21 protein-coding genes are annotated in these 22,737 nt (G+C 73.6%); 7 read left to right on the top strand and 14 right to left on the bottom strand.

Features of this window, described 5'->3' with window-relative positions; all coding sequences use genetic code 11:
- Positions 1–27: 27 nt before the first annotated feature.
- The gene (locus tag CPE01_RS16325) at positions 28–183 is read right to left on the bottom strand and encodes a hypothetical protein (protein ID WP_186811388.1); all 156 of its coding nucleotides are present in this window, start codon (positions 181–183) and stop codon (positions 28–30) included.
- Positions 180–842, bottom strand: coding sequence for an MBL fold metallo-hydrolase (locus CPE01_RS03235; protein ID WP_146805193.1), 663 nt, complete (start codon positions 840–842; stop codon positions 180–182). Before CPE01_RS03235 ends, CPE01_RS16325 begins: the two co-directional genes overlap by 4 nt.
- Positions 843–964: 122 nt before the next feature.
- On the opposite strand from CPE01_RS03235, the gene CPE01_RS03230 reads away from it, so the two are divergent.
- Entirely contained in the window at positions 965–1,729 is a 765-nt protein-coding gene (locus CPE01_RS03230) for a ParA family protein (protein WP_146805192.1), read from the top strand.
- Between the two features lie 142 nt (positions 1,730–1,871).
- Here CPE01_RS03230 and CPE01_RS03225 read toward each other — a convergent pair whose 3' ends face one another.
- From CPE01_RS03225 to clsA, 8 genes are all read right to left on the bottom strand, one after another.
- Positions 1,872–2,474 (bottom strand): MerR family transcriptional regulator, encoded by a 603-nt coding sequence (locus tag CPE01_RS03225; protein ID WP_146805191.1) that lies wholly within the window; start codon positions 2,472–2,474, stop codon positions 1,872–1,874.
- A gap of 157 nt (positions 2,475–2,631) precedes the next feature.
- Positions 2,632–3,123, bottom strand: coding sequence for a bifunctional nuclease family protein (locus CPE01_RS03220; protein ID WP_246783697.1), 492 nt, complete (start codon positions 3,121–3,123; stop codon positions 2,632–2,634).
- Between the two features lie 81 nt (positions 3,124–3,204).
- Positions 3,205–3,984: a transcriptional regulator FtsR gene (ftsR, locus tag CPE01_RS03215; RefSeq protein ID WP_371861972.1), complete on the bottom strand. Its 780-nt coding sequence runs from the start codon at positions 3,982–3,984 to the stop codon at positions 3,205–3,207.
- 22 nt (positions 3,985–4,006) lie between these two features.
- Positions 4,007–4,459: an FHA domain-containing protein gene (locus CPE01_RS03210; protein WP_146805189.1), complete on the bottom strand. Its 453-nt coding sequence runs from the start codon at positions 4,457–4,459 to the stop codon at positions 4,007–4,009.
- A 130-nt stretch (positions 4,460–4,589) separates the two neighbouring features.
- Positions 4,590–5,996 carry a DUF881 domain-containing protein gene (locus CPE01_RS03205; protein ID WP_146805188.1) on the bottom strand — a complete coding sequence of 469 codons (1,407 nt, stop codon included), beginning with the start codon at positions 5,994–5,996 and terminating at the stop codon, positions 4,590–4,592.
- Between the two features lie 2 nt (positions 5,997–5,998).
- A complete protein-coding gene (locus CPE01_RS03200) occupies positions 5,999–6,331 on the bottom strand; it encodes a small basic family protein (protein WP_146805187.1) in 333 nt (110 codons plus the stop codon).
- Positions 6,328–7,407, bottom strand: coding sequence for a DUF881 domain-containing protein (locus tag CPE01_RS03195; protein ID WP_246783696.1), 1,080 nt, complete (start codon positions 7,405–7,407; stop codon positions 6,328–6,330). Before CPE01_RS03195 ends, CPE01_RS03200 begins: the two co-directional genes overlap by 4 nt.
- Entirely contained in the window at positions 7,404–8,051 is a 648-nt protein-coding gene (gene clsA / locus CPE01_RS03190) for a cardiolipin synthase ClsA (protein ID WP_146805186.1), read from the bottom strand. The genes CPE01_RS03195 and clsA overlap by 4 nt, the downstream gene beginning before the upstream one ends.
- Before the next feature lie 196 nt (positions 8,052–8,247).
- Between clsA and CPE01_RS03185 the strand changes: the two genes are divergently transcribed.
- Positions 8,248–8,658: a CoA-binding protein gene (locus CPE01_RS03185; RefSeq protein ID WP_146805185.1), complete on the top strand. Its 411-nt coding sequence runs from the start codon at positions 8,248–8,250 to the stop codon at positions 8,656–8,658.
- A gap of 304 nt (positions 8,659–8,962) precedes the next feature.
- Complete coding sequence (locus CPE01_RS03180; protein WP_146805184.1) at positions 8,963–10,798, top strand: DEAD/DEAH box helicase; 1,836 nt, start codon at positions 8,963–8,965, stop codon at positions 10,796–10,798.
- A 151-nt stretch (positions 10,799–10,949) separates the two neighbouring features.
- Here CPE01_RS03180 and CPE01_RS03175 read toward each other — a convergent pair whose 3' ends face one another.
- Entirely contained in the window at positions 10,950–13,499 is a 2,550-nt protein-coding gene (locus tag CPE01_RS03175; RefSeq protein ID WP_246783695.1) for a substrate-binding domain-containing protein, read from the bottom strand.
- Positions 13,500–13,778: 279 nt separating this feature from the next.
- Between CPE01_RS03175 and CPE01_RS03170 the strand changes: the two genes are divergently transcribed.
- From CPE01_RS03170 to CPE01_RS03160, 3 genes are all read left to right on the top strand, one after another.
- Positions 13,779–14,768: a LacI family DNA-binding transcriptional regulator gene (locus CPE01_RS03170; RefSeq protein ID WP_246783694.1), complete on the top strand. Its 990-nt coding sequence runs from the start codon at positions 13,779–13,781 to the stop codon at positions 14,766–14,768.
- Between the two features lie 214 nt (positions 14,769–14,982).
- Positions 14,983–17,610 carry a glycoside hydrolase family 6 protein gene (locus CPE01_RS03165; protein ID WP_146805181.1) on the top strand — a complete coding sequence of 876 codons (2,628 nt, stop codon included), beginning with the start codon at positions 14,983–14,985 and terminating at the stop codon, positions 17,608–17,610.
- Between the two features lie 77 nt (positions 17,611–17,687).
- Positions 17,688–19,454: a cellulase family glycosylhydrolase gene (locus CPE01_RS03160; protein ID WP_246783693.1), complete on the top strand. Its 1,767-nt coding sequence runs from the start codon at positions 17,688–17,690 to the stop codon at positions 19,452–19,454.
- Positions 19,455–19,548: 94 nt separating this feature from the next.
- Here the strand turns inward: CPE01_RS03160 and CPE01_RS03155 are convergent, their stop codons facing one another.
- Complete coding sequence (locus tag CPE01_RS03155; RefSeq protein WP_146805180.1) at positions 19,549–20,649, bottom strand: threonine aldolase family protein; 1,101 nt, start codon at positions 20,647–20,649, stop codon at positions 19,549–19,551.
- A 41-nt stretch (positions 20,650–20,690) separates the two neighbouring features.
- Between CPE01_RS03155 and CPE01_RS03150 the strand changes: the two genes are divergently transcribed.
- Complete coding sequence (locus CPE01_RS03150; RefSeq protein WP_281285093.1) at positions 20,691–21,278, top strand: DUF6328 family protein; 588 nt, start codon at positions 20,691–20,693, stop codon at positions 21,276–21,278.
- Here CPE01_RS03150 and CPE01_RS03145 read toward each other — a convergent pair whose 3' ends face one another.
- A complete protein-coding gene (locus CPE01_RS03145) occupies positions 21,279–21,560 on the bottom strand; it encodes an HU family DNA-binding protein (protein WP_146805179.1) in 282 nt (93 codons plus the stop codon).
- A 116-nt stretch (positions 21,561–21,676) separates the two neighbouring features.
- Positions 21,677–22,735 carry a PHP domain-containing protein gene (locus tag CPE01_RS03140; protein ID WP_146805178.1) on the bottom strand — a complete coding sequence of 353 codons (1,059 nt, stop codon included), beginning with the start codon at positions 22,733–22,735 and terminating at the stop codon, positions 21,677–21,679.
- Positions 22,736–22,737 lie beyond the last annotated feature (2 nt).

Here is a 22,737-nt window from a genome sequence, read left to right as displayed (position 1 = left end):
TTCACAGGATGCCGTACGCCGACGAGCTCAGACGCCACCGCCATGCCCGAGCGGGTCGGGTTCCGACCGGGCGACGTCCGCGATCTCCTCCTCGGGGCGCGGTGGGACCGTCTCGTCCTCCTCGAGCAGGGGCACCTCGTCGGTGCGCCCGGGCTCGGGAGCGGGGACGTGCGGCTCGGTCATGCGGAGACCCCCTCGTCGTGCAGCTCGATCGACTCCCCCGTGCCCAGCGCGACGAGCTCGGACTCGCGGACCAGCCGTCCGACGAGGCCGTGCACGAGCGTGAGGCCGGTCTCGTTCAGTGTGGCGTCGTGGACCGGGATGACGCGACGGGCGCGGACGTCGCGCGCGTTGTCGATCGCGTCCGCGAGCAGCAGCCACGGCGCGGCGGCCGGCAGCAGCAGCACGTCCGGCGGGTCGGCGGGCTGCACATGGGCGTCGCCGGGGTGCAGGACGCCTGCGACGAGGTAGGCGACGTTGGCGATGCGCGGGATGTCGGGGTGGACGATCGCGTGCCACTCCCCCAGGGCCCGCACCTCGAAGCCCGCCGCCTGGAAGTGGTCGCCCCCAGCAACGGTGTGCAGGTGCGTCTCGGGGGCGCCTGCCGCGCGGAGGAGCTCGAGCACCGGGCGCGGTCCCCACAGCGGCACTCCCCCGGTGACGACCGATGCGACCCGGTCCACGGCGAGGTGGTCGACGTGCTCGTGCGTCACCAGGATCGCGCCGACGCCGTCGAGGGCAGCGTCCAGGTCGGAGAACGCCCCCGGGTCGATCACGAGGTGCCGGTCGCCCTCGTCGACCCGGACGCAGGAATGGCCCCACCGGGTCAGTCGCGCAGTCATGGCGCCAGTGTCCGCTCTCACCAGGGTCGATGCACGTCGCCACGCCCCGATTCGTCCGTTGCGTCCACGGCACACGCCGTCTGCTGACGCACGTGACGTACCGCACCGGATACGGTTGCCCGGTGCTCGTCCTCGGTGTGTGCAGCCTCAAGGGTGGCGTCGGCAAGACGTCCGTGACGCTCGGTCTGGCCTCCGCGGCCCTCGAACGGGGGCTGCGCACCCTGGTCGTCGACATGGATCCCCAGGGCGACGTGACGATGTCGCTCGGCGCACGTCCCGAGGGTGGCGACATCGCCGACGTGCTCGACGCGCCGAACGCGCAGACCGTGGCCGCGGCCACCGTCGCGAGCACGTGGGCCGACGCCGGGCTGGACGTGCTCGTCGGCTCGGAGCGCAACGCGCGGCACGACCGCCTCGGCGACGACGACCTCGACCGGCTGCGGTTCGCGCTGTCGTGGGTGCACGACTACGACCTCGTGCTCGTCGACTGCCCGCCGTCGTTGGGCTCGCTGACCCGGACCGGGCTGACCGCGTGCGACCGCGCGATGGTCGTCACCGAGCCCGGGCTGTTCGCCGTCATGGCGGTCGGCCGCGCGATGCGAACGATCGACGAGCTGCGTCGCGGTCCCGCGCCGGCGCTGCAGCCGCTCGGGATCACGGTGAACCGCGTGCGTGCGCGCTCGCTCGAGCAGGCGTACCGCCTCGAGGAGCTGGGCAACCTGTACGGCCCCCTGCTCCTGAGCCCGTCGGTGCCGGAGCGCGCCGCGCTCCAGCAGGCGCAGGGAGCGGCTCAGCCCGTGCACGCCTGGCCCGGCGCCGCGGCGGCCGAGCTCTCCGGGATCTTCGACGCGCTGCTCGACCGCGCGCTGCGCGCCCCTCGTCGGTAGCACCCGGCGGCCCCGGGCCACCGGCGGGGGTGAGCGCCAGCGCGTCATGACCTGGCACCCGCTCCCCGGCCGTCCGGACAGACGACGAGACCGCCGGTGCGCACGCGCGACCGGCGGTCTCGTGAGGTCGTCGCCGGCGGTGTCAGCCGGCCGAGCGTGCGCGACGACGCATCGCGAGCTCGTCGTGCGGGTTCTCGTCCGCCGGCGTCTGCGCCTCGTCCTCGGCGCGCTCGGTGGGCAGCTCGGCGAGGGTGCCCTCGACCTCGCGCCACACGCGGCCGACGGCGATGCCGAAGACGCCCTGCCCACCCTGCACCAGGTCGATGACCTCGTCGGCCGACGTGCACTCGTAGACCGAGGCGCCGTCCGACATGAGGGTGATCTGCGCGAGGTCGTCGACCCCGCGCTCGCGCAGGTGGCCGACGGCGGTGCGGATCTGCTGCAGCGAGACGCCCGTGTCGAGCAGCCGCTTGACGACCTTGAGCACGAGGATGTCGCGGAACGCGTACAGGCGCTGGGTGCCCGAGCCCGTCGCGGGCCGGATCGAGGGCTCGACGAGGCCCGTGCGAGCCCAGTAGTCGAGCTGGCGGTACGTGATGCCGGCGGCACGGCACGCGGTGGGGCCGCGGTAGCCCGTCGCGGTGTCCAGGTCGGGCAGGTCGTCGTCGAACAGGAGGCCCTGCGCGCGTTGCGGGACGCTCGGGACGTTCTCCGCGTTCTCGTTGGCCACGCTTCCTCCACTCATCGCGCATGAGCCGTGCACTCGCCCGACCGCGCCTGAGGTAACGCTAGGCACGTGGGTCCCCCGACGCAACGACGCGCGGGGCGTGTCGCGGTCGGCGTGTCTGAAGTTCAACCTGAGGGTGAAGGTTCGTGCGGTGCCGGCCGCGTGACCCGGCCCGCTACGGGCCGTCGCCCTTCTCGAAGTCTTCCGGTGTGACCCGGTCGAGGAACTCACGGAACTTCTCCACCGCGTCGTCCGGATCGCCGTGCTGCACCTCGACGCCCGCGACCGCGACCACCTCGGCGGAGCACAGCACCGGGATACCGAACCGTAGCGCGACCGCGATCGCGTCGGACGCACGCGAGTCCACGCGCGCGCCGTTGCCCAGCTCCAGCTCCGCGTAGAACACACCGTCCTCGAGCCGGGTGATCGCCGCCCGGCGCACCTCGTCACCCTCGGCGAGGACCAGGTCGCGCAGCAGGTCGTGCGTCATCGGGCGTGGCGGGACGACACCGGCCTGCGCGGACGCGATCGCCCCGGCCTCGTGCGGCCCGACGAGGATCGGCACGACGAGCTCCGACTCGGGGTCCAGCAGCAGCACGACGTTCTCGTCCACGGTCGGGTGCCGACGCACGCCGACCACCTCGACGACGACGAGATCCGGGTCCACGGGGACCACGCTACGACCAGACGCGCCGATCTGCGCCCGACGCGAGCGCGGCACGTCGAGGACGGTCCCGGCGCCGGAGGGTCAGGGCAGCAGGTCCGCCACGGACGACCGCACGAGCGCCGTGTGCATCCGCGCGCAGAGCTCACCGAGCTCCGCGGCCATGGTCGCCGCCCGCGCACGCGAGGACGCGTTGCGCTGGCCGCGCCACGGCGCGACCGCCTGCGCCACGAGGTCCGCCTGACGCTCGGCCGCGGTGCGGAACTGCCGCAGGTGCCGCACGTCGATGCCGTGCTCGGCCAGCGCCGCGGCGGTCACGACGATCTCGCGCGCCCACGGCTCGAACCCTCCCCCGGGTCCGGGGGTCAGGACGCCGGCCTCGACGAGCTCCGCGACGAGGTGCGGCTCGACCCCGGCGTCAGCGGCCAGGGCCTCGGCGGACACGCGCGTGTCCGGGCGCCGCAGCACACCGTCGGCCGCCGCGAGCCGGGCCCGCGGCGTCGGCTCGTCCTCCGCGCCCGCGTCGAGCGCGGCGAGGCGCTCGCCGATGACCTTGAGCGGCATGTAGCGGTCCCGCTGCTGCCGCAGCACGAACCGCAGGCGCTCGACGTCCGCCGGCGAGTACTGGCGGTAGCCCGAGGGCGTGCGGACGGGCTCGACCAGCCCCTGCTCCTCGAGGAAGCGCAGCTTGGAGGGCGTGACCGCCGGGAACTCGATCTGGAGCGCAGCGAGCACGTCCGAGATGCGCATGCTCGCGCGCCGCGAGATGCCGCGGGGCCACGGCTCGTGCTCGCCGGCCTCCGGGACCGCCGGGGCGGCGTCCGCGGGCAGCTGGCGCGCACGCGTCTGCGGAGCCGTGCTCACGCGCGGCCACCGTTGGAGCGGGTCATGCGTCCTCGCGGTGCGGGCTCGGGTGGAACGTCATGCGGTACTTGCCGATCTGCACCTCGTCGCCCGAGCGCAGCGCCGCCTGGTCGATGCGCTGACGGTTGACGTACGTGCCGTTCAGGGAGCCGATGTCCCGCACGACGAACTGCGCACCCTCGCGGACGAACTCCGCGTGCTTGCGCGAGACCGTCACGTCGTCGAGGAAGATGTCCGCCTGGGTCGAGCGGCCCGCGACGGTGCGGTCCGCGTCGAGCAGGAAGCGCGCGCCCGCGCTCGGGCCGCGCTGCATCACGAGCAGGGCCGACGTCGCGGGCAGTGCCTGCACCGCGGCCGACTCGTCGGCCGTCAGCCCGACCGGTGCGCCCTGCTCGATCTCGACAGGGCCGACCTGACCGAAGTTGACGGTCGTCTCGGGGCCGGCGGCGCGCGAGGTCCGCTCGTCGTCGGTCATATGGCCTCCTGTGTCCGTCGTCGAGCCCGTCGTCGACCCCTCGTCAGGCCGTGACTCGATCGCCCCACCCTATGCAACGCCGCGCGCGAGCGCAGCCCTCCGTCCAGGTCCTGCCCGGTACGTCCCGCCGTCATCCGCCCTCCGGCGGCGCCGGTGTCGCGTAGCTCGGCTCGGGCAGTCGCCGCAGCGCGGTGATCTCGACCTCGTCCTGCTCCTCGACCGTCCCGGTCGCCCCCGTCCCACGCACCGTCGCCATGGCGCCGCCGGGGATCTGCAGGGCGATCGACAGCGTCGAGGGGTCGCCGATCGCGAACCACTCGTACGGCGCCTCGAGCTCCACCCCGTCGAGCAGCACGTGTCCCCGGGTCCCGGTGAACGACGAGCTCGCCGTCACGCGCTGGTCGTTGAGCTGGATCGCCTCGGCACCCGCGTTGCGCAGCTCCTCGAGCATGTTGAGCATCGTGACGGGCTGCAGGTCGCCGTCGGGGTCGATCAGCATGACCCGCACGCCCGGGCCCTGCGCAGGCAGCCTGCCCGACAGGATGCCCTGCGTGATCGCGCTGCGGCGCAGCGAGTCGATGGCGGCCGCGTGCCGGTCCGAGCCCGACGCCAGGTCGTCACGCTCGCCGCGCAGCTCCGCGACCTCGCGGCGCAGCTGGTCGCCGCGCTCGGTCGTCTCGTCGAGGATGCGGACGAGCTCCGACTGACGCAGGCCGGACAACGCGCTCTCGTCGTTCTGCCGCACCTGGACGACGAGAGCGAAGCCGAGCAGCGCGCACAGCACGCCCGCGACGACCTGCGACCGGTTGGCCCGCGGCGCCATCGCCCTGGCCAGCACGGCCCATCCGCTCGGGGCGCCGTCACCTGCGGAGTCACGGGCCGAGGACGGCTCGTCGTCGTGCCCGTCGAGGTCGGCGTCGGCGGTGTCGACCTCGACGGTTCTCCGGTCGGTGGTGTCGGGCCCCTCGGCGCCGGCCCCGGGACCGCCCTGCAGGCGTGCGCCGTCCGTCGTCGTCACCTCTGCTGCGACGAGGGCCGCCAACGGGGTCTGCGCGCGCGGGTCGCGTGCCGCCTCCTGCGCCGCACGCGCGATCGCGTCGTTCCAGGCGTCGTCGTCGGACCGCCCTGCCGCCACGCCGTGCTCGTCCTGCGGTGCCGCGTCGTCGTGCGTCGCGGCGTCGCCGGGCGTCGCGTCATCCGCGGGCACGAAGATCTCCGGAACGGCGACAGGCGACTCGTCGCGGGCCGTGTCGTCGTCGACGGCGCCGTCATCGGTCAGGTCGGAGTCGGTCGCGTCGGCACCGATCGTGTCGGTACCGGGCGCGTCCCACGGCTGCGCCGCGGCGTTGGCGTCCGGTGCCGGGACGAGGGCGGGTGCCGGGTCGTCGTCGGGTGCCGGGTCGGAGGCGAGGCCTGCAACGTCCGGGGTGTCCCCCGGCCCGCCCGACGCCGGGGTGGCGGCCGGGAGCTCGTCGCGCGCGTCGTCGTCCCGGTCGGGGGCGTCCCGGCCGGGCGTCGCGTCGCGTGCGTCGGTCATCGTCAGGCCTTGAACAGGTGCCGTCGGATCGAAGCGGCGTTCGAGAAGATGCGGATGCCGAGGACGACGACGACCGCGGTGGACAGCTGCGTGCCCACTCCGAGCTGGTCGCCCAGGAAGACGATGAGCGCGGCGACGATCACGTTCGACAGGAACGAGATGAGGAACACCCGGTCGTCGAAGATGCCGTCGAGCATCGCGCGCACGCCGCCGAAGATCGCGTCGAGCGCCGCGACCACGGCGATCGGCAGGTACGGCTGCAGCTCGGGCGGCACGGTGGGCTGCAGGACGAGCCCCGCGACGACGCCGACGACGAGCCCGATGACGGCGATCACTGGCGGTCCTCCCCCGGCCGGGCCACGGTCCCGTGGTCCGTGGCTGCGTGCTGCGCCGACCCTGCCACACGCGCGCCGCTCGACGAAACCGCCTGTGCGGTCGCGTCGCCTGCTCGGCCCGTGAGGCCCTGCGCGGACACCCCGACCTGCGACGACGGCGTGCGCTCCTGCGACGAGGTGGGCGCCGGGGCGGACGCCTCCGGTGTCGGGCGCAGCGCCTCGGGCAGCGCGCCCTCCGGGACCGTCGCGTGCCGCAGCGTGACCTGACCGACGCCCGGCAGCGCGAGCGCGTCCTGCCGCGAGATGTCCACCCCGATGTCGTAGTTCGAGCTCAGCGCCGTCAGCAGCTGCCCCGCGGTCCCCTGCGCGAGGCCGGTCTGCAGCGTCACCGGGTTGCCCAGCGCCTCGACGCGGTACGGACCCGACAGCGGCACGAGGTCGACGAGCACCGCGCTGCCGGCGCTGCGGATCGCGGTGGTCGCGGTGACACGCTGGTCGTTGATCGCGACCGCCTCGGCGCCCGCGGCCCACAGCCCGTTGACGACGATCTGCAGGTCGACGTCCTGCACGCGCGAGTCGTCGTCCGAGGCGTCCGTCTGCGCGGTCGGAGCGTCCGACAGCTCGACGCGCAGGCCCGGTCCGGTCACGGCGACCTGGCCGGCCTCGACGGCACCCGCCGTGGCGGACTCCTGCAGCTCCGTGCTGCCCGACCCGACGAGCGCCGCCTGCAGCGCGGCGATGTTCGTGCTGAGGGTCGCCGCCTCCTCCTGGAGGGCGCTCACCTCGTCGTTGCGCTCGACGATGCTCGACTCGAGCAGCTCGCGGGCCCGCTGCGCGGCGGCGGTCGGCTGGTGGAGCGCGAGCGCCGCGGCGGAGGACGCCAGGCCCACGGCGACGGCCACCACGAGCGTCACGCCGCGGCGGGCGGCTCGTGGGCGCGGCGCCTGCCCGGCCTCCCGGCGTCGGGCGACGAGGGCGTACCCCTCGTCGAGGGACGTGCTGTAGACCTCGTTGAGCAGGGTCATCGAGGCGTCGGGCCTGCGGCCCTGCGCCGGCGTGGTGTGCCGCGTCGTCATGCGTGCGCCTCGTCCGGCGCCTCGCCCGCGTGCGTCCGACGAGGCTGCGCGGCCAGGAGGCGACGCGCCTGCATCAGGTACAGCGCACCGGCGAACCAGTACAGGCCCACGCCCCACAGCGCGAAGGCCCAGCCCGCGACCTCGGCGACGGTGCCGACCCACGAGTCCCACGAGGCCAGGAGCAGCAGCGGGAAGGCGTAGAGCAGCGCGAAGGTCCCGGCCTTGCCTGCGAGGTGGACCTGCGGCGGCGGGAAGCCGGCGCGACCGAGCACGATGAGCATCACGCCGAGGACGACCTCGCGCGCGAGGATCACGACGAGCAGCCAGAGCGGCACGACGCCGCGCCACACGAGGCCGATGAGCGTGACCGCGATGAACAGGCGGTCCGCCGCAGGGTCGAGGAGCTGGCCGAGCCGCGTCACCTGTCCGAGCCGGCGCGCGAGCACGCCGTCGAGCCAGTCGCTCGCGCCCGAGACGCCCAGGACGAGCACCGCCCAGCCGTCCTGACCCGTGGCGATGAGCACCGCGAACACAGGCACCAGCAGGAGCCGGACGAGGCTGATGACGTTGGGCACCGTGAGGACGCGCGTGCTGACCTGCGGCTCCTGGTCACCGCGGACTGGCTGCTGCGCCTGCTCGGTCACGCCCGGGCACTCTCCTGTCGACTCGTCCTGCTGCGCGCCGATCCTATGCGGCGCGGACCGTCGGCCCGGCGCACCGCGCGGGACGCACCGGGGCCCGCGCCGGACCGCCACGTGGTCGGGCAGCACGTGGTCGGGCCGGACGTGGTCGGGCCGGACGTCCCTCGCAGGTCCGGCACCGGCGTGCCAGTCTGACGACGTGCACACCAACGATCCCGCGGTCGTCGACCGGCTCCTGCGCACGCCCGGGCGCTGGGCGGTCGTCGGTCTGTCCACGAACACGTCGCGCGCCGCGTACGGCGTGGCGGCCTACCTCCAGCGCATCGGTCACACGATCGTGCCGGTGCACCCCGCGGCGCCGACCGTGCACGGCGAGCACGGCTACGCGACGCTCGCCGACGTGCCGGGCACGGTCGACGTCGTCGACGTGTTCGTCAACGCCGGGCTCGCGGGTGCGGTGGTCGACGAGGCCATCGAGCGCGGCGCGCGTGCCGTGTGGCTGCAGCTCGACGTGATCGACGAGGACGCCGCCGCCCGCGCGGCCGCGGCGGGTCTCGACGTGGTCATGGACGCGTGCCCCGCGATCGAGGGGCCGGCCCGGGGGCTGTAGCCGCGCGGCGCGGCCCGGCCGCGCTGGCGGGCGGCGCTGTCGAGCCGGACGCTGTGCGCGAACTCACGCGCGCCGTCGTCGTCCCCTCCTCGCCGCTCGCGGCCGGCCCGGGTAGGATCGGTTCGATCGCGGAGTTCGTCGCGTCCCCCAGATGTGAGCAAGGTGATGACGACCGCCGCCGGTGAGCCGGCGGAGCGGGCGTCTCGTGCGAGTGGCACCCCTCCCGGTGCCCTGTGTCGGGGCTGCGACAGCCGTGCGCCATCCGGGCGCCGGTTCAGTCCTCCCTCGACCGGAACGGCCCTCCATGTCGCTGCCCTCGGGCACCACCCTGCCCTCGCACGCCCCCACGACCCCGCAGACGTCCACCCAGACGTCGCAGACGCCCGCCGCGGCGTCGTCGATCACCTTCGACCACCTCGGTCTGCCCGACGCGCTCCAGCGCGCCGTGGACGACCTCGGCTTCCGCACGCCTTCGGCGATCCAGGAGCGCGCGATCCCCGCTCTGCTCGACGGTCGCGACCTGCTCGGCGTCGCGCAGACCGGCACCGGCAAGACCGCCGCGTTCGGCCTCCCGCTGCTCGCCGCGGTCGATCCCGAGCTGCGCGCCGTCCAGGCGATCGTGCTGGCCCCGACCCGTGAGCTCGCGATGCAGGTGTCCGAGGCGATCGCCTCGTTCGCGCAGCACCTGCCGGGCATCACCGTCGTGCCGGTCTACGGCGGCGCGCCGTTCCTGCCCCAGCAGCGCGCGCTCCAGCGCGGCGCGCAGGTCGTCGTCGGGACGCCCGGCCGCGTGATCGACCACCTCGAGCGCGGCTCGCTCGTGCTCGACCAGGCGCGCTTCCTGGTGCTCGACGAGGCCGACGAGATGCTGCGCATGGGGTTCGCCGAGGACGTCGACAAGATCCTCGACCGCGCCCCGCGCACGCGTCAGGTCGCCCTGTTCTCCGCGACGATGCCAGCCCCCATCCGCCGCATCGCCGACCAGCACCTGGTGAACCCGCTCGAGGTCACGGTCGCGCGCCAGTCGTCGACCGTCACGAGCGTGCGCCAGACGTACGCGGTCGTCCCCCACCGTCACAAGGCGGGTGCGCTGGCCCGCGTGCTGGCCGTCACCGACGCCGACGCGGCGATCGTCTTCGTCCGCACGCGTGGCGCCGCCGAGGAGCTCGGCAGCGCGCTCGTCGAGCGTGGGGTGTCGGCCGCGTTCATCTCCGGCGACGTCGCCCAGGGCGACCGCGAGAAGATCGTCGAGCGCCTGCGCAGCGGCGCGCTCGACGTGCTGGTCGCGACCGACGTGGCCGCACGTGGTCTCGACGTCGACCGCCTCGGCCTCGTCGTGAACTACGACGTGCCGCGTGAGCCGGAGACGTACGTCCACCGCATCGGCCGTACGGGCCGGGCGGGTCGCGAGGGCGTCGCCCTCACGTTCGTCACGCCGGCCGAGCGCTCACGCCTGCGCGTCATCGAGCGCACGACCCGCACGTCGCTCGAACAGGTCACGATCCCCTCTCCCGCCGAGGTCAGCGCCCACAAGGTGCGCGCGCTGCTCGAGCGGGTGCCGAAGCGGGCCGAGGCGGGGCGCCTCGACGTCTACCGTGACGCCGTCGCGGCGCACCTCGAGGCCGCGGACGGCCCGGTGGACGTCCACCAGCTCCTCGCCACCGTGCTGGCCCTCGCCGTGGGCGACCCGGGTCCTGGCGCGACCGACGATCTCGACGACGCGCTGGCCCGCGCGGCGGTCACGCCCGAGCGCCCGGAGCGTTCCGGTGGGCACCTGCGCGACGGGCACGCGACCGGTCACGAGCGGCGTCGCACGAACACCCACATCGCGGGCGGTCCGCCGCGCTGGCGCGTCGCGGTCGGGCACCGCGACGGCCTCCAGCCGGGCGCGCTGGTCGGCGCGCTGACGGGCGAGGGCGGCCTGACCGGTGCCGACGTCGGCAAGATCGACATCTTCTCGAGCTTCGCGCTCGTCGACATCCCCGGCGGGCTGTCGCCCGAGGCGGTCGACCGGCTGTCGCGTGCCCGGGTCGCGGGGCGTCCGCTGCGGATCCGCCTCGACTCCGGTCCGGGTCCGCGTCCGGGGCACGGTGCGAGCCGTGGGCACGTCGGGCACGGCCCGTCCCGCGCCCGCTCCTGACGACGGCCGGCAGGCCCGAGACCGCGTGACGGTCATCGCCTGACCGTCACGACCTCAGCCGCAAGCGATCGGCCCGCGCACCGATCGCCGGCCGATCGCCCGACGACCGCCCGCGTCGCCGGGCGATCGGCCCGGTCCGCGGACGCCGCCGTCAGCGCGGCGTCCGCACCACCGCCGCCGACGCGGCCGAGCGCGCGAGCGCGATGTCCGCCTCGCGGAGCACCGCGGCCGCGTCGGCGCAGCCGCGCACGCTGGGCACCATGCCCACCCGGATGCGCTCGCCGAGCTCGGCCTCGAGGGCGTCGACGACGCGCCGGACCCGGACCGGGACGGCGCCCGCGGTGTCCTCCAGGAGCAGCGCGATCTGGTCCTCGGCGATCCGGGCCGCGGTGTCCCCCGCACGCACGGCCGCCTGCAGCCGTTCGGCGAGCTGACGCACGGTCGGTCCGGGATCGCCCCGACCGGGCGCCTCGACGGCGGGCAGCCGGACGACGACGAGCGCGCAGTCGAACTCGTGCACGCGGTGCGCGCGGACCACCGCGGCACCCAGCCGGTCGACGAAGAGCAGACGCGTCGCCAGGCCGGTCTCCGACTCGCGCAGCGCGTCGCGCTGCTGCGAGAGCTCGGCCTGCTTGCGCTCGGTGACGTCGACGACCGTCCCGACGAGCCGCGCGGGGCAGCCGGCCTCGTCGAGCACCGTCATCGCGCGGCACATCAGCCAGCGGTACTGCCCGGAGGCCGCCCGCACGCGGTGCTCGAACTCGAGTGTCGTGTCGACGCCCGCGAGGGCCGCCGCGATCGCCGTCGACACCTCGTCGCGATCGGTGGGGTGCACACGCTCGAGCCACTCGGTGGGCGACGAGCCGACGGCCTCGTCGTCGTAGCCCAGCGTGCTCTTCCAGCGCGGCGAGTAGTACACCGTCCCGGCCGAGACGTCCCAGTCCCACGTGCCGTCGTCGGCGGCCATCGACGCGAGCGCGTAGTGCTCCTCGCTCGCGCGCACCGCGTCGGCCAGCGCACGTTCGCGCGCAGCGGCCTGCTCGAGCTGCATCCGCTGCTCGTGCAGCGACTCGAGCATGCTCTGCTGGTCGAGTGCGACCGCGAGGAGCGCCGCCCAGTGGTTCGCGCGGTCGCGCGCGGTCGTCGAGCGCGTGTCGACGGCGCCCTCGAGCGCGAGCAGCCCCCAGTCGCTGCTCCCGCAGGTCACGGGGACGACGAACGTCGCCTCGGCCGTCATGCCGCCGCGGAGCATCGCCGCCGGCGGGAACTCGGCGGGGACGGTCCGCGTCCCGACGAGACGCGCGAGCCCGCCCGAGCCGTCACGCACTCCCACGATCTCCAGCGGGCGGTCCGGCCCGGGCTCGGTCCCCGGCGCCCACAGCGCGAGGCACGCGCGCCCCCGCAGGGAGCGCGGGAGCCAGTCGAGCGTGCGCGGGTCCGCGCCGTCGCTGCGCAGCAGGTCGGTCGCGACCTCGTACTGGTGCACGAGGGTCGACTCCAGGCGGCCGGAGCGCTGCAGGAGCGCGGTCGTGCACCCGCGCGTGAGCGCCAGGATGACCTCGGTCGTCGCGCGCTCCACCGCGGTCCGGGCGGCCGCGTCGAGGTCGTCGCCGGCGAGCAGCGCGTCGTGCGCGCGACGGACCACCGCGACGAGGAGCTCGAGCGCGTCCGGGTAGGGCTGCAGCCCCGTGGTGAGCTCCGTGAGCCGGCACATCGCGAGGTCGTCCGGCTGGACCCCGGTGCGGGCGGCCGTCAGCGGCTCGACGATCGCTCGCCACCAGGCTTCCTGCGGCGAGCGGCGCTCGTGCCGCTCTCCGCCGCGGACGCCGCGCGCGTCGACGTGGCCCTCACGGTGCCCCGGGCGGGGTCCGTGCTGCACGGGCACCGTCACGCGACCGCCCGCGAACGCGGTACGCACGAGGTCGAGCAGCTCGTCGCGCCAGTCACCACCCGAGTCCTCGATCCGGCGCAGCGGCGTGCACCCGCAGGACTCGCGCACGACGAGCGACGTCGGGGTGCGGTGCTCGCCCACCGGCACGGCCTCACCGCGCAGCCGCGCGAGCAGGAGCCGCACCGCGGCCTCGCCGACACGGTCGAAGTGCGCGTCGACCGTCGTCAGGCGCGGCGTGAGCCGTGCGCCGAAGTCCGCGTGGTCGAAGGCGACGACCGCCTGGTCGCGCGGGACCGACAGGCCCGCCTGGCGGAGTCCGGCGACGAAGCCCGAGGCGTTCCGGTCGGTCGCGACGACGACGGCGGTGGTGCGCATGCCGTCGGCGAGCATGAGGCGCGCGGCGGTCTGGCCGCCGAGCTCGTTGTTGTCGCTCGCGGCGTACACCCAGCCCTCGTCGGGCTCGATGTCGTTGGCGAGCAAGGTCTCGCGATATGCGTCGAAACGTTCGCGCATGTCTCGCTGCGTGAGACAGCCGATGAACCCGATCGCGCGGTGCCCGTGCGCCACGAGGTGCTCGACGGACGCGCGCACGCCGTGCGCGTTGTCGGGCAGCACGACGGGCGCGGTGCCGGTCGCGACCTCCTCGCTGACCAGCACCACGGGGATGCCGGAACGCTCGAGAGCCGCGAGCCGGTCGTGCGGCAGCGCACCCGAGAGCACGACGAGCCCGTCGACCGCGTCGATCGCCACGGGCACGTCATCAGGCGCGACGACGGGCTCGCGCTCCAGCCCGGCGCGATACGTCTGCACCGCGACGACACGGTGCCCGCCGGCGCGGCACGCCCGTGCGACACCTGCGATCACAGCCCCGAAATAGAAACCGCCGACGACGGGCGCCAGCACGCCGACGGTGCGGCGGGCAGGTCCAGGAAGTGGGCCCCGTCGCCCAGGTGTCGCTGCCGTCACTGGTCACCCCGTCCACATCATCGGAGCCGAGATGATGCGATTCGTCCGCATCGGGCGACAGACTAGGTGATCGTGGCATCTGAAGCAGCCCCCCGGGCGGGGCGACGACCGACCATCGCCGACGTGGCACGAGTGGCGGGGGTCTCGACCGCCGTCGTGTCGTACGCGCTCAACGACCGACGCGGCGTCTCCGTCGCGACCCGAGAACGCGTCCTGCGCGTCGCGGACGAGCTCGGCTGGCGACCCAACCCGGCCGCCCGCTCGATGCGCGCCGGTGCCCAGGCCGTCGGCCTCGCGGTGGTCGCCGGCGAGACGCTGCACGGCGCACCCGTGCTGGACGTCGTCGCGGCGTTCCAGCGCGAGCTGCTGCCGCGCGGGCTCGGCGTCGACCTGCGCGTCGTCGCCGACGTGGCGGCGGCAGCCGAGCTGTACCGGCGGTGGGGAGCGGAACGGCGGTGCGACGTCGTCGTGGTGCCCGAGGTGCGGGACGACGACGTCCGGCTGCGCGTCGCGACGGACGCCGGGCTGCGCCCCGTGGTGGTCGGTCCGACGGAGGTGGCGCCCGGTCTCGCGGCGGTCGAGGTCGACGACGAGGACGCGTACGCCCGGGTCGCGCGGTACCTCGCGAGCCTCGGCCACGTGCGGATCGCGCTGGTGGCCGACCCGACCGACCGCCTGCGGACCGCCGCGTGCGAGCGCGGGCTGCGTGCGGCGACGCAGGACGGCACGGTCGCACTCGAGATCGTGCCGACCGACGGGACCGTCGAGGGTGCCGCGGGTGCGACGAGGCGCCTGCTGACCCAGGCCGTGCGCCCGACCGCGGTCGTCCTGGCCACCGACGTCATGGCGCTCGCCGCCCTCGACGTCGCCCGGCGCACGGGCCTCGTCGTGCCGTGGGACGTCTCCGTGGTGGCGGGTGCCGACAGCGTCCTGTGCCGTCTGGCGACGCCCGCGCTCACGAGCCTGCCGTCGCTGGCCACGGACCTCGGCGAGGCGCTCGCGCGCGCGGTCACGGGCACGCTCGACGCGGCCGCGGGCGATCCTCCGGTGCGTGTCCCGCTCGCGGTCGGGGCGCTCGCCGTGCGCGGCAGCACGTCACCTCAGGCGCACTGACGCCGCGCTCCGCTCGCCGTCCGGCGCGCTCGGCGGCGGTCGGACGACGTCTCCGCGGAACCGCTTCCGGACGCCAGGTGCATCGGCGAATCGATTAGGCCGCTCCTCTTGGGAGCGCTTGCATGGTCCGCTGGTCCCGGTCGCCGACGACTACCGGCGGCCGACGTCCGCACACTGTCGCGCGGGCGTGCCGTTCGACTCCTCGGAGGACCACGTGTCCCGACACGGACCCCGCGCAACGACCCGACGGCGTCGTGCCGTCGGAGTCGCCACCACGGTGGCACTCGCAGCACTCCCCCTCTCCATGGCGTTCCTGCCGACGGCGACCGCGGCGGAAGCGCGCGTCGACAACCCGTACGCGGGTGCCGTCCAGTACGTGAACCCGACCTGGTCGGCCTCCGTGCTGGCCTCGGCCGCGAAGCAGAGCGACGCGACCCTCGCCGCGAAGATGCGGACCGTCGCCAAGCAGCCGACGGCCGTCTGGATGGACCGCATCAGCGCGATCACCGGCAACGCCGACGGCAACGGGCTGAAGTTCCACCTCGACAACGCGGTGGAGCAGCAGGAGGCGGCCGGCAAGCCGCTCGTCTTCAACCTGGTCATCTACAACCTGCCGGGACGTGACTGCTACGCGCTCGCGTCGAACGGCGAGCTGCCCGCCACGGACGCGGGCCTCGCGCGCTACAAGAGCGAGTACATCGACCCGATCGTCGACCTGCTCGGCCAGCCGGAGTACTCGAACCTGCGGATCTCCGCGACGATCGAGCCGGACTCGCTGCCGAACCTCATCACCAACATCAGCGAGTCGACGTGCCAGCAGGCGGCGCCCTACTACCGCCAGGGCGTCAAGTACGCGCTCGACGAGCTGTACGCGCTGGGCAACGTCTACAACTACATCGACATCGGCCACTCGGGCTGGCTCGGCTGGGACTCGAACGCGGGCCCGTCGGCGAAGATCTTCGCCGAGGTCGCCAAGACGACGAACGCCGGCTTCGCCTCGATCACGGGCTTCGTCTCCGACGTCGCGAACACGACGCCCCTCGAGGAGCCCTTCCTCACCGACCCGACGCTGAACGTCGGTGGCAACCCGGTCCGCTCGAGCAAGTTCTACGAGTGGAACAACGACCTCGACGAGGTCGACTTCACGGCGCACATGCACCGTCTGCTCGTCGCCGAGGGCTTCCCGACGAGCCTCGGCATGCTCATCGACACCTCGCGCAACGGCTGGGGCGGCCCGGACCGTCCGACGAAGGTCTCGTCGAGCACGAGCCTCGAGACGTACGTCAACGAGTCGCGCGTCGACCGTCGCGTGCACCGCGGCGCGTGGTGCAACCCGCTCGGCGCGGGCATCGGCGAGCTCCCGAAGGCGTCGCCCTCGGGCTACTCGTCGTCGTACCTCGACGCGTTCGTCTGGATCAAGCCCCCGGGCGAGTCGGACGGTGCCTCGAGCGACATCCCGAACGACCAGGGCAAGCGGTTCGACCGCATGTGCGACCCGACGTTCGTCTCGCCGAAGCTGAACAACAACCTCACGGGTGCCACGCCCAACGCGCCGCTCGCCGGCCAGTGGTTCGAGGACCAGTTCGTGACCCTCGTCAAGAACGCCCACCCCGTGATCAGCGGTGACGGCACGACTCCGACCGACACCACCGCTCCGTCGGTGCCGACGGGTCTGAAGACCGGCACGGTCACGAGCACGAGCGTCGCCCTGTCCTGGAACGCCTCGACCGACAACTCGGGCGGCTCCGGCGTGGCCGGCTACGACGTCTACCAGGGCACGACGCGGATCGGGTCGTCCACCACGACGAGCTACACGGCGACCGGGCTGACCCCGGCCACGGCGTACTCGTTCTCCGTGCGTGCCAAGGACGTCGCGGGCAACGTCTCGGCCGCGTCCAGCGCGGTCTCGGCGACGACCGAGTCCGGCTCCGTCTCCGACACGACCGCACCGTCGGTGCCCACGGGCCTGACGGTCGGCACGGTCACGAGCACGAGCGTGGCGCTGTCGTGGAACGCCTCGACGGACAACACCGGCGGTTCGGGTGTGGCCGGGTACGACGTGTACCGCGGCACGACGCTGATCGGTTCGCCGACGACGACGAGCTTCACCGCGACCGGTCTGTCGCCCGCCACGGCGTACTCGTTCACCGTCCGGGCCAAGGACGTCGCGGGCAACGTCTCGGCCGCGTCCAGCGCGGTCTCGGCGACGACCGAGTCCGGCTCCGTCTCCGACACGACCGCACCGTCGGTGCCCACGGGCCTGACGGTCGGCACGGTCACGACCACGAGCGTGGCGCTGTCGTGGAACGCCTCGACGGACAACACCGGCGGCTCCGGCGTGGCCGGCTACGACGTGTACCAGGGCAGCACGCGCATCGCGTCGCCGACGACGACGAGCTACACCGTCACCGGTCTGAACCCGGCCACGGCGTACTCGTTCTCCGTGCGGGCCCGGGACGTGGCAGGCAACGCCTCGGCGCAGTCCTCCGCGGTCACCGCGACCACGCAGTCGTCGCAGACCGGTGGCTCGTGCCAGGTGACGTACCAGGCCAGCAGCTGGAACAACGGCCTGTCGGCCAACGTCAAGGTGAAGAACACCGGGACGTCGGCCCTGTCCGGCTGGACGCTGTCGTTCACCTTCCCGAGCGGCCAGCAGGTCACGCAGGGCTGGAGCGCCGACTGGACGCAGTCCGGGTCGACGGTCACCGCCAAGAACGCGGCGTGGAACGGCTCGATCGCACCGGGCGGCGTGGTCGACATCGGCTTCAACGCCTCGCACTCGGGGACCAACACGGCCCCGACGTCGTTCACGCTCAACGGCGCCACCTGCACCGTCGGGTGACCTCGTCCGCGGGCGGTCGTGCTCCGGCACGGCCGCCCGCGGCGTCGCCCTCCCCCCACCTCTCGACGAGGAGAACCGTGTCCGCACTCCCTCACCCCCGCCGCCGCACGCTGCGTTCCCGCGTGATCGCCGGCCTCGCCACCGTCGCGGCGCTCGGTGCGCCGCTCGCCGTCGCCGCAGCCCCCGCGCAGGCTGCCGGCGAGGACTGGCTGCACGTCCAGGGCAACAAGATCGTCGACAAGGCCGGCACCGAGGTCTGGCTCACGGGAGCCAACTGGTTCGGCTTCAACGCGACCGAGCGCGTCTTCCACGGGCTCTGGTCGGTCAACCTCGAGGACACCACGAAGTCGATGGCGGACCACGGCATCAACATCGTGCGTGTGCCGATCTCGACGCAGCTCCTGCTCGAGTGGAAGTCCGGCCAGGCCGCCGTCTCGTCGGGCGTGAACACCTACGTCAACCCCGAGCTCACGGGCAAGACGAGCCTGCAGGTGTTCGACCGGTTCCTCGAGCTGTCCGAGAAGTACGGGCTCAAGGTCATGCTCGACGTGCACAGCGCCGAGGCGGACAACGCCGGGCACTTCGTCCCCGTGTGGTGGAAGGGCACGATCACCACCGAGGACTTCTACACCGCGTGGGAGTGGGTCACGGCCCGCTACAAGAACAACGACACCATCGTCGCGATGGACATCAAGAACGAGCCGCACGGCACGGCGAACTCCTCGCCCCGTGCGAAGTGGGACTCCTCGACGGACCAGGACAACTTCAAGAACGTGTGCCAGACCGCAGGTCGTCGGATCCTCGCGATCAACCCCGAGGTCCTGATCCTGTGCGAGGGCATCGAGACGTACCCGAAGGAGGGCGTCTCGTGGTCCTCGACCAACGAGAAGGAGTACTACAACACCTGGTGGGGCGGGAACCTGCGCGGCGTCACGGACCACCCGGTCGACCTGGGCGCGAACCAGGACCAGCTCGTCTACTCCCCGCACGACTACGGACCCCTGGTCTACGAGCAGTCGTGGTTCCAGAAGCCGTTCACGAAGGCGACGCTCGAGGCCGACGTGTGGGACCCCAACTGGCTCTTCATCCACAAGCAGGGCATCGCGCCGCTGCTCGTCGGCGAGTGGGGCGGGCGCGTCGGTCAGGACGAGCGCCAGGACCGCTGGCTGACCGCGCTGCGCGACCTGATGATCGAGCGGAAGATCTCGCACACCTTCTGGTCGCTCAACCCCAACTCGGGTGACACCGGCGGTCTCCTGCTGGACGACTGGAAGACCTGGGACTCCGCGAAGTACGCGCTGCTCAAGCCCTCGCTGTGGCAGGACGGCGGCAAGTTCGTGAGCCTGGACCACCAGGTCCCGCTCGGCGGTGCGAACAGCACGACGGGCAAGTCGCTCGGCGACCTCGGCAGCAACCCGCCGCCGGTGACCCCGACACCCACGCCGACCGCGACGGCGACGCCCACCGCGACGCCGACCCCCACCCCTACCCCCACGGCCACCAGCACGCCGACGCCGGTCCCGGCGGGCAGCTGCACGGTCACCTACCAGGCGAGCACGTGGAGCTCGGGGATGTCGGTCAACGTCAAGGTCAAGAACACCGGGACGTCCACGCTGTCGGGGTGGACCCTCGGGTTCACCCTCCCCGGCGGGCAGTCGCTCCAGCAGGGGTGGAGCGCGACGTGGACGCAGACCGGCCAGTCCGTGACGGCGACGAACGTCGCCTGGAACGGCACGCTGGCACCGGGTGCCTCGATCGACGTGGGCTTCAACGGGACGCACTCGGGTTCCACCGCGAGCCCGACCGCGTTCACGCTCAACGGCGCCACGTGCCAGACCGCGTGAGCGCACCCTGAACGGACGCCGGTGGTGGGTGGTGCCGATCCCCCACCACCGGCGTCAACCACCGCCGAGGCAGGCGTGCGCTCGTGAACGGAGCTCAGCCGCGCGCGGCGAGCGCCTCACGGGTCGCGGCGAGGAAGTCGTCGACGTCCTGCTCGGTGGTGTCGAACGCGCACATGAGCCGCACGGTGCCGTGGTTCCAGTCGTAGAACCGCCACCGCCGGCGCAGCTCGTCGGCCACCGCGGGCGACAGGCGCGCGAAGACGCCGTTCGCCTGCGCCGGGTGCAGCAGCTCGACGCCCGCCGCCGTCAGACCCTCGGCCAGCCGCGCGGCCATCGCGTTCGCGTGCGCCGCCGACCGCAGCCACAGGTCGCCCTCGTACAGCGCGACGAGCTGCGCGGACAGGAAGCGCATCTTGGACGCGAGCTGCATGTCCATCTTGCGCAGGTACGCCAGTCCGGTGACCGCCTCGGGCGCGAGGACCACGACGGCCTCGGCGAACAGCAGGCCGTTCTTGGTGCCGCCCAGGGAGACGACGTCGACGCCCACGTCCGTGGTGAGCGCGCGCAGGGGGACGCCGAGGGACGCGGCGGCGTTCGCGAGGCGCGCGCCGTCGACGTGCACGCGCAGCCCGAGCTCGTGCGCGTGCTCCGCGACCGCGCGGATCTCGTCCGGCGTGTAGACGGTGCCGACCTCCGTCGACTCGGTGAGCGAGACGACGCCCGGCTGCGCGCGGTGCTCGTCGCCGAAACCCCACGCCTCGCGGTCGAGCAGCTCGGGCGTGAGCTTGCCGCCGGGCGACGGGACCGGCAGGAGCTTGAGCCCGGCGACGCGTTCGGGCGCGCCGTTCTCGTCGGTGTGGATGTGGGCGTCGGTCGTGCAGACGACCGCGCCCCACGGTGGCAGGACGGCCTGGAGGCTGAGCACGTTGGCGCCCGTGCCGTTGAAGACGGGGAACGCCTCGGCCTGCTCGCCGAAGAGCCCTCGGACGACCTCCTGCAGGCGCGCGGTCCACGCGTCCTCGCCGTACGAGGTCTGGTGCCCGCCGTTGGCCGCGGCCAGGGCGGCCATCACCTCGGGATGGGCGCCGGCGTAGTTGTCGGAGGCGAAGTCGCGGTGCGTGGTGTCGTGCAAGGAGGTCACGTGCACAGTCTCCCCCGTGCCGGCACGTGCTCGGCCTCGCCGCGCGCAGCGCATCGCGCTGCGGGATGATCCAGGCCGACCCCCCAGGAGGAGACGTGCCGGAGCACCACGCCGCCCGTGCGGCCGACCGACGTGAGACGTACACCGAGCGCATGGACCGCAACTGGGACGAGCTCCTGCAGGAGTTGCGCGTCACGCAGACCGGTGCGCAGATCCTCACGGGCTTCCTGCTGACCATCCCCTTCCAGCAGCGGTTCAGCGACCTCGACGCATACCAGCAGGACCTCTACCTGGTCCTGGTGCTGCTGGCGATCCTCGCGACCGCGCTGATCGTCGCGCCGGTGAGCCTGCACCGCGTCCTGTTCCGCAAGCGCATGAAGCCCGAGCTCGTCTCGTCGGGGAACTCGCTCGCCCGGTGGGGTCTGGCGGTGCTCGGGCTCACGATCGCGGGCAGCGCGGGGTTCGTGTTCGACGTGGTGCTGGACCGGACGGCGGGCATCGTCGTCGGCGCGTCCGCCCTCGTCGTCCTGGCGGGCTTCTGGTGGGGTCTGCCGCGCGTGCTGGAGAGCCGCACGTCGTCGCGTGACGTGCCCACCGACGGTGCCGACGACGACGCGGACAGCCGCACCGCGGGCGGGCACGGCGAAGGCCCGACCCCGTCGGGGCCGGGCCTTCGCGGGTGATCAGCCCTGGACGGCGCGCTTGAGCGTGCTGCCCGCGGTCAGCTTCACGCGGTAGCCCGCGGGGATCTCGAGCTTCTCGCCGGTCTGCGGGTTGATGCCCGTACGCGCGGCGCGCTCGGCGCGGCCGACTGCGAGGAAGCCGGGGATCGTGACGGTCTCGCCGGCGGCGAGCTGCTCGACGAGGACGTCCTGGAAGGCGCGGATCACCTTGTCGGTGTCGGCGGCGGTCAGGCCGGCCTTGCCGGCGACGGCCTGGACGAGCTCGGTGCGGTTGAGGCTCACGAGAGTTCGACTCCTGTCTGGTCCTGGCGGCTCCGGACTCGGCAGCCGCAGGGGTGACCCTAGCCGCACGCCGAAGCGCTCCCGCGCAGGTGGAGGCGCGTGGCGTGCGACTTTCGTCACGCGTGCGTGCGCTCGAGCAGGCGTTCGACGGGCCACGTGTTGATGACGCGGGTCGCCTCGATGCCGTGCCGTGCGGCGCGCACGCATCCCGTGAGCTGCCAGTCGAGCTGGCCCGGGGCGTGCGCGTCGGTGTCGATCGCGAAGTCGCAGCCGAGCTCGGCGGCGAGCGCGAGCAGGTCGTGCGGCGGGTCGAGACGGTCGGGGCGGCAGTTGATCTCCACCGCCACGCCGCGCTCCGCGCACGCGCTGAACACGGCACGGGCGTCGAACTCGCTCTGGGCACGCCGGCGTCCTAGCACCCGGCGTCCGGTGCAGTGACCGAGCACGTCGGTGCGGGGGTCACGGACCGCCGTCAGCATGCGGCGCGTCATCGCGGCCCGGTCCATCGCGAGCTTCGAGTGCACCGACGCGACGACGACGTCGAGCTCGTCGAGCAGCGTCGGGTCCTGGTCCAGGGTGCCGTCGTCGAGGATGTCGACCTCGATCCCGGTCAGCACGCGGAACGGCGCGACCGCGACGTTGAGGGCGGCGACCTGCTGCAGCTGCGCGCGCAGCCGCGCCGCCGACAGGCCGTTGGCGACCGTCAGCCGCGGCGAGTGGTCCGTGATGGCCTGGTACTCGTGCCCGATCTCGAGCGCCGCGAGCAGCATCTCCTGGATCGACGCGCCCCCGTCGCTCGCCTCCGAGTGTGCGTGCAGGTCGCCCCGCAGCGCGGCGTGCAGCTCGCGCGCCCGCTCCACGTCGTCGCCCGCGGCCTTCTCCTGCTCGGCCACCGCGCCCACGAGCGCGTCCTCGAGCTCGAGCAGGTACGGCACCGGCTTGCCGCGCCAGACCAGTTCGACGACGCCGGCCGTCCGCGCCCCGACGGATGCCAGCTCCGTGAGCCCGCCCGTGGCCACGAGCGTCGCGACGCGCGCGGGCGGCTGCTGCTCGACCACGTGGGCCGCGGTGCGAAACGCCTCGCTGCGGTAGGAGGTGGCCTGCGCGCGTTCGAGGAGGAAGGCGATGCGGCGCAGCGTCGCCACCGCCTCGTCGCGACGCGTGGCGTCGCTCACGC

This window comes from Cellulomonas persica, from assembly GCF_007989825.1.
GTDB lineage: Bacteria > Actinomycetota > Actinomycetes > Actinomycetales > Cellulomonadaceae > Cellulomonas > Cellulomonas persica.
The sequence above is the reverse complement of the archived record's forward strand: the minus strand, read 5'-3'. Positions and strand labels throughout refer to the sequence as shown.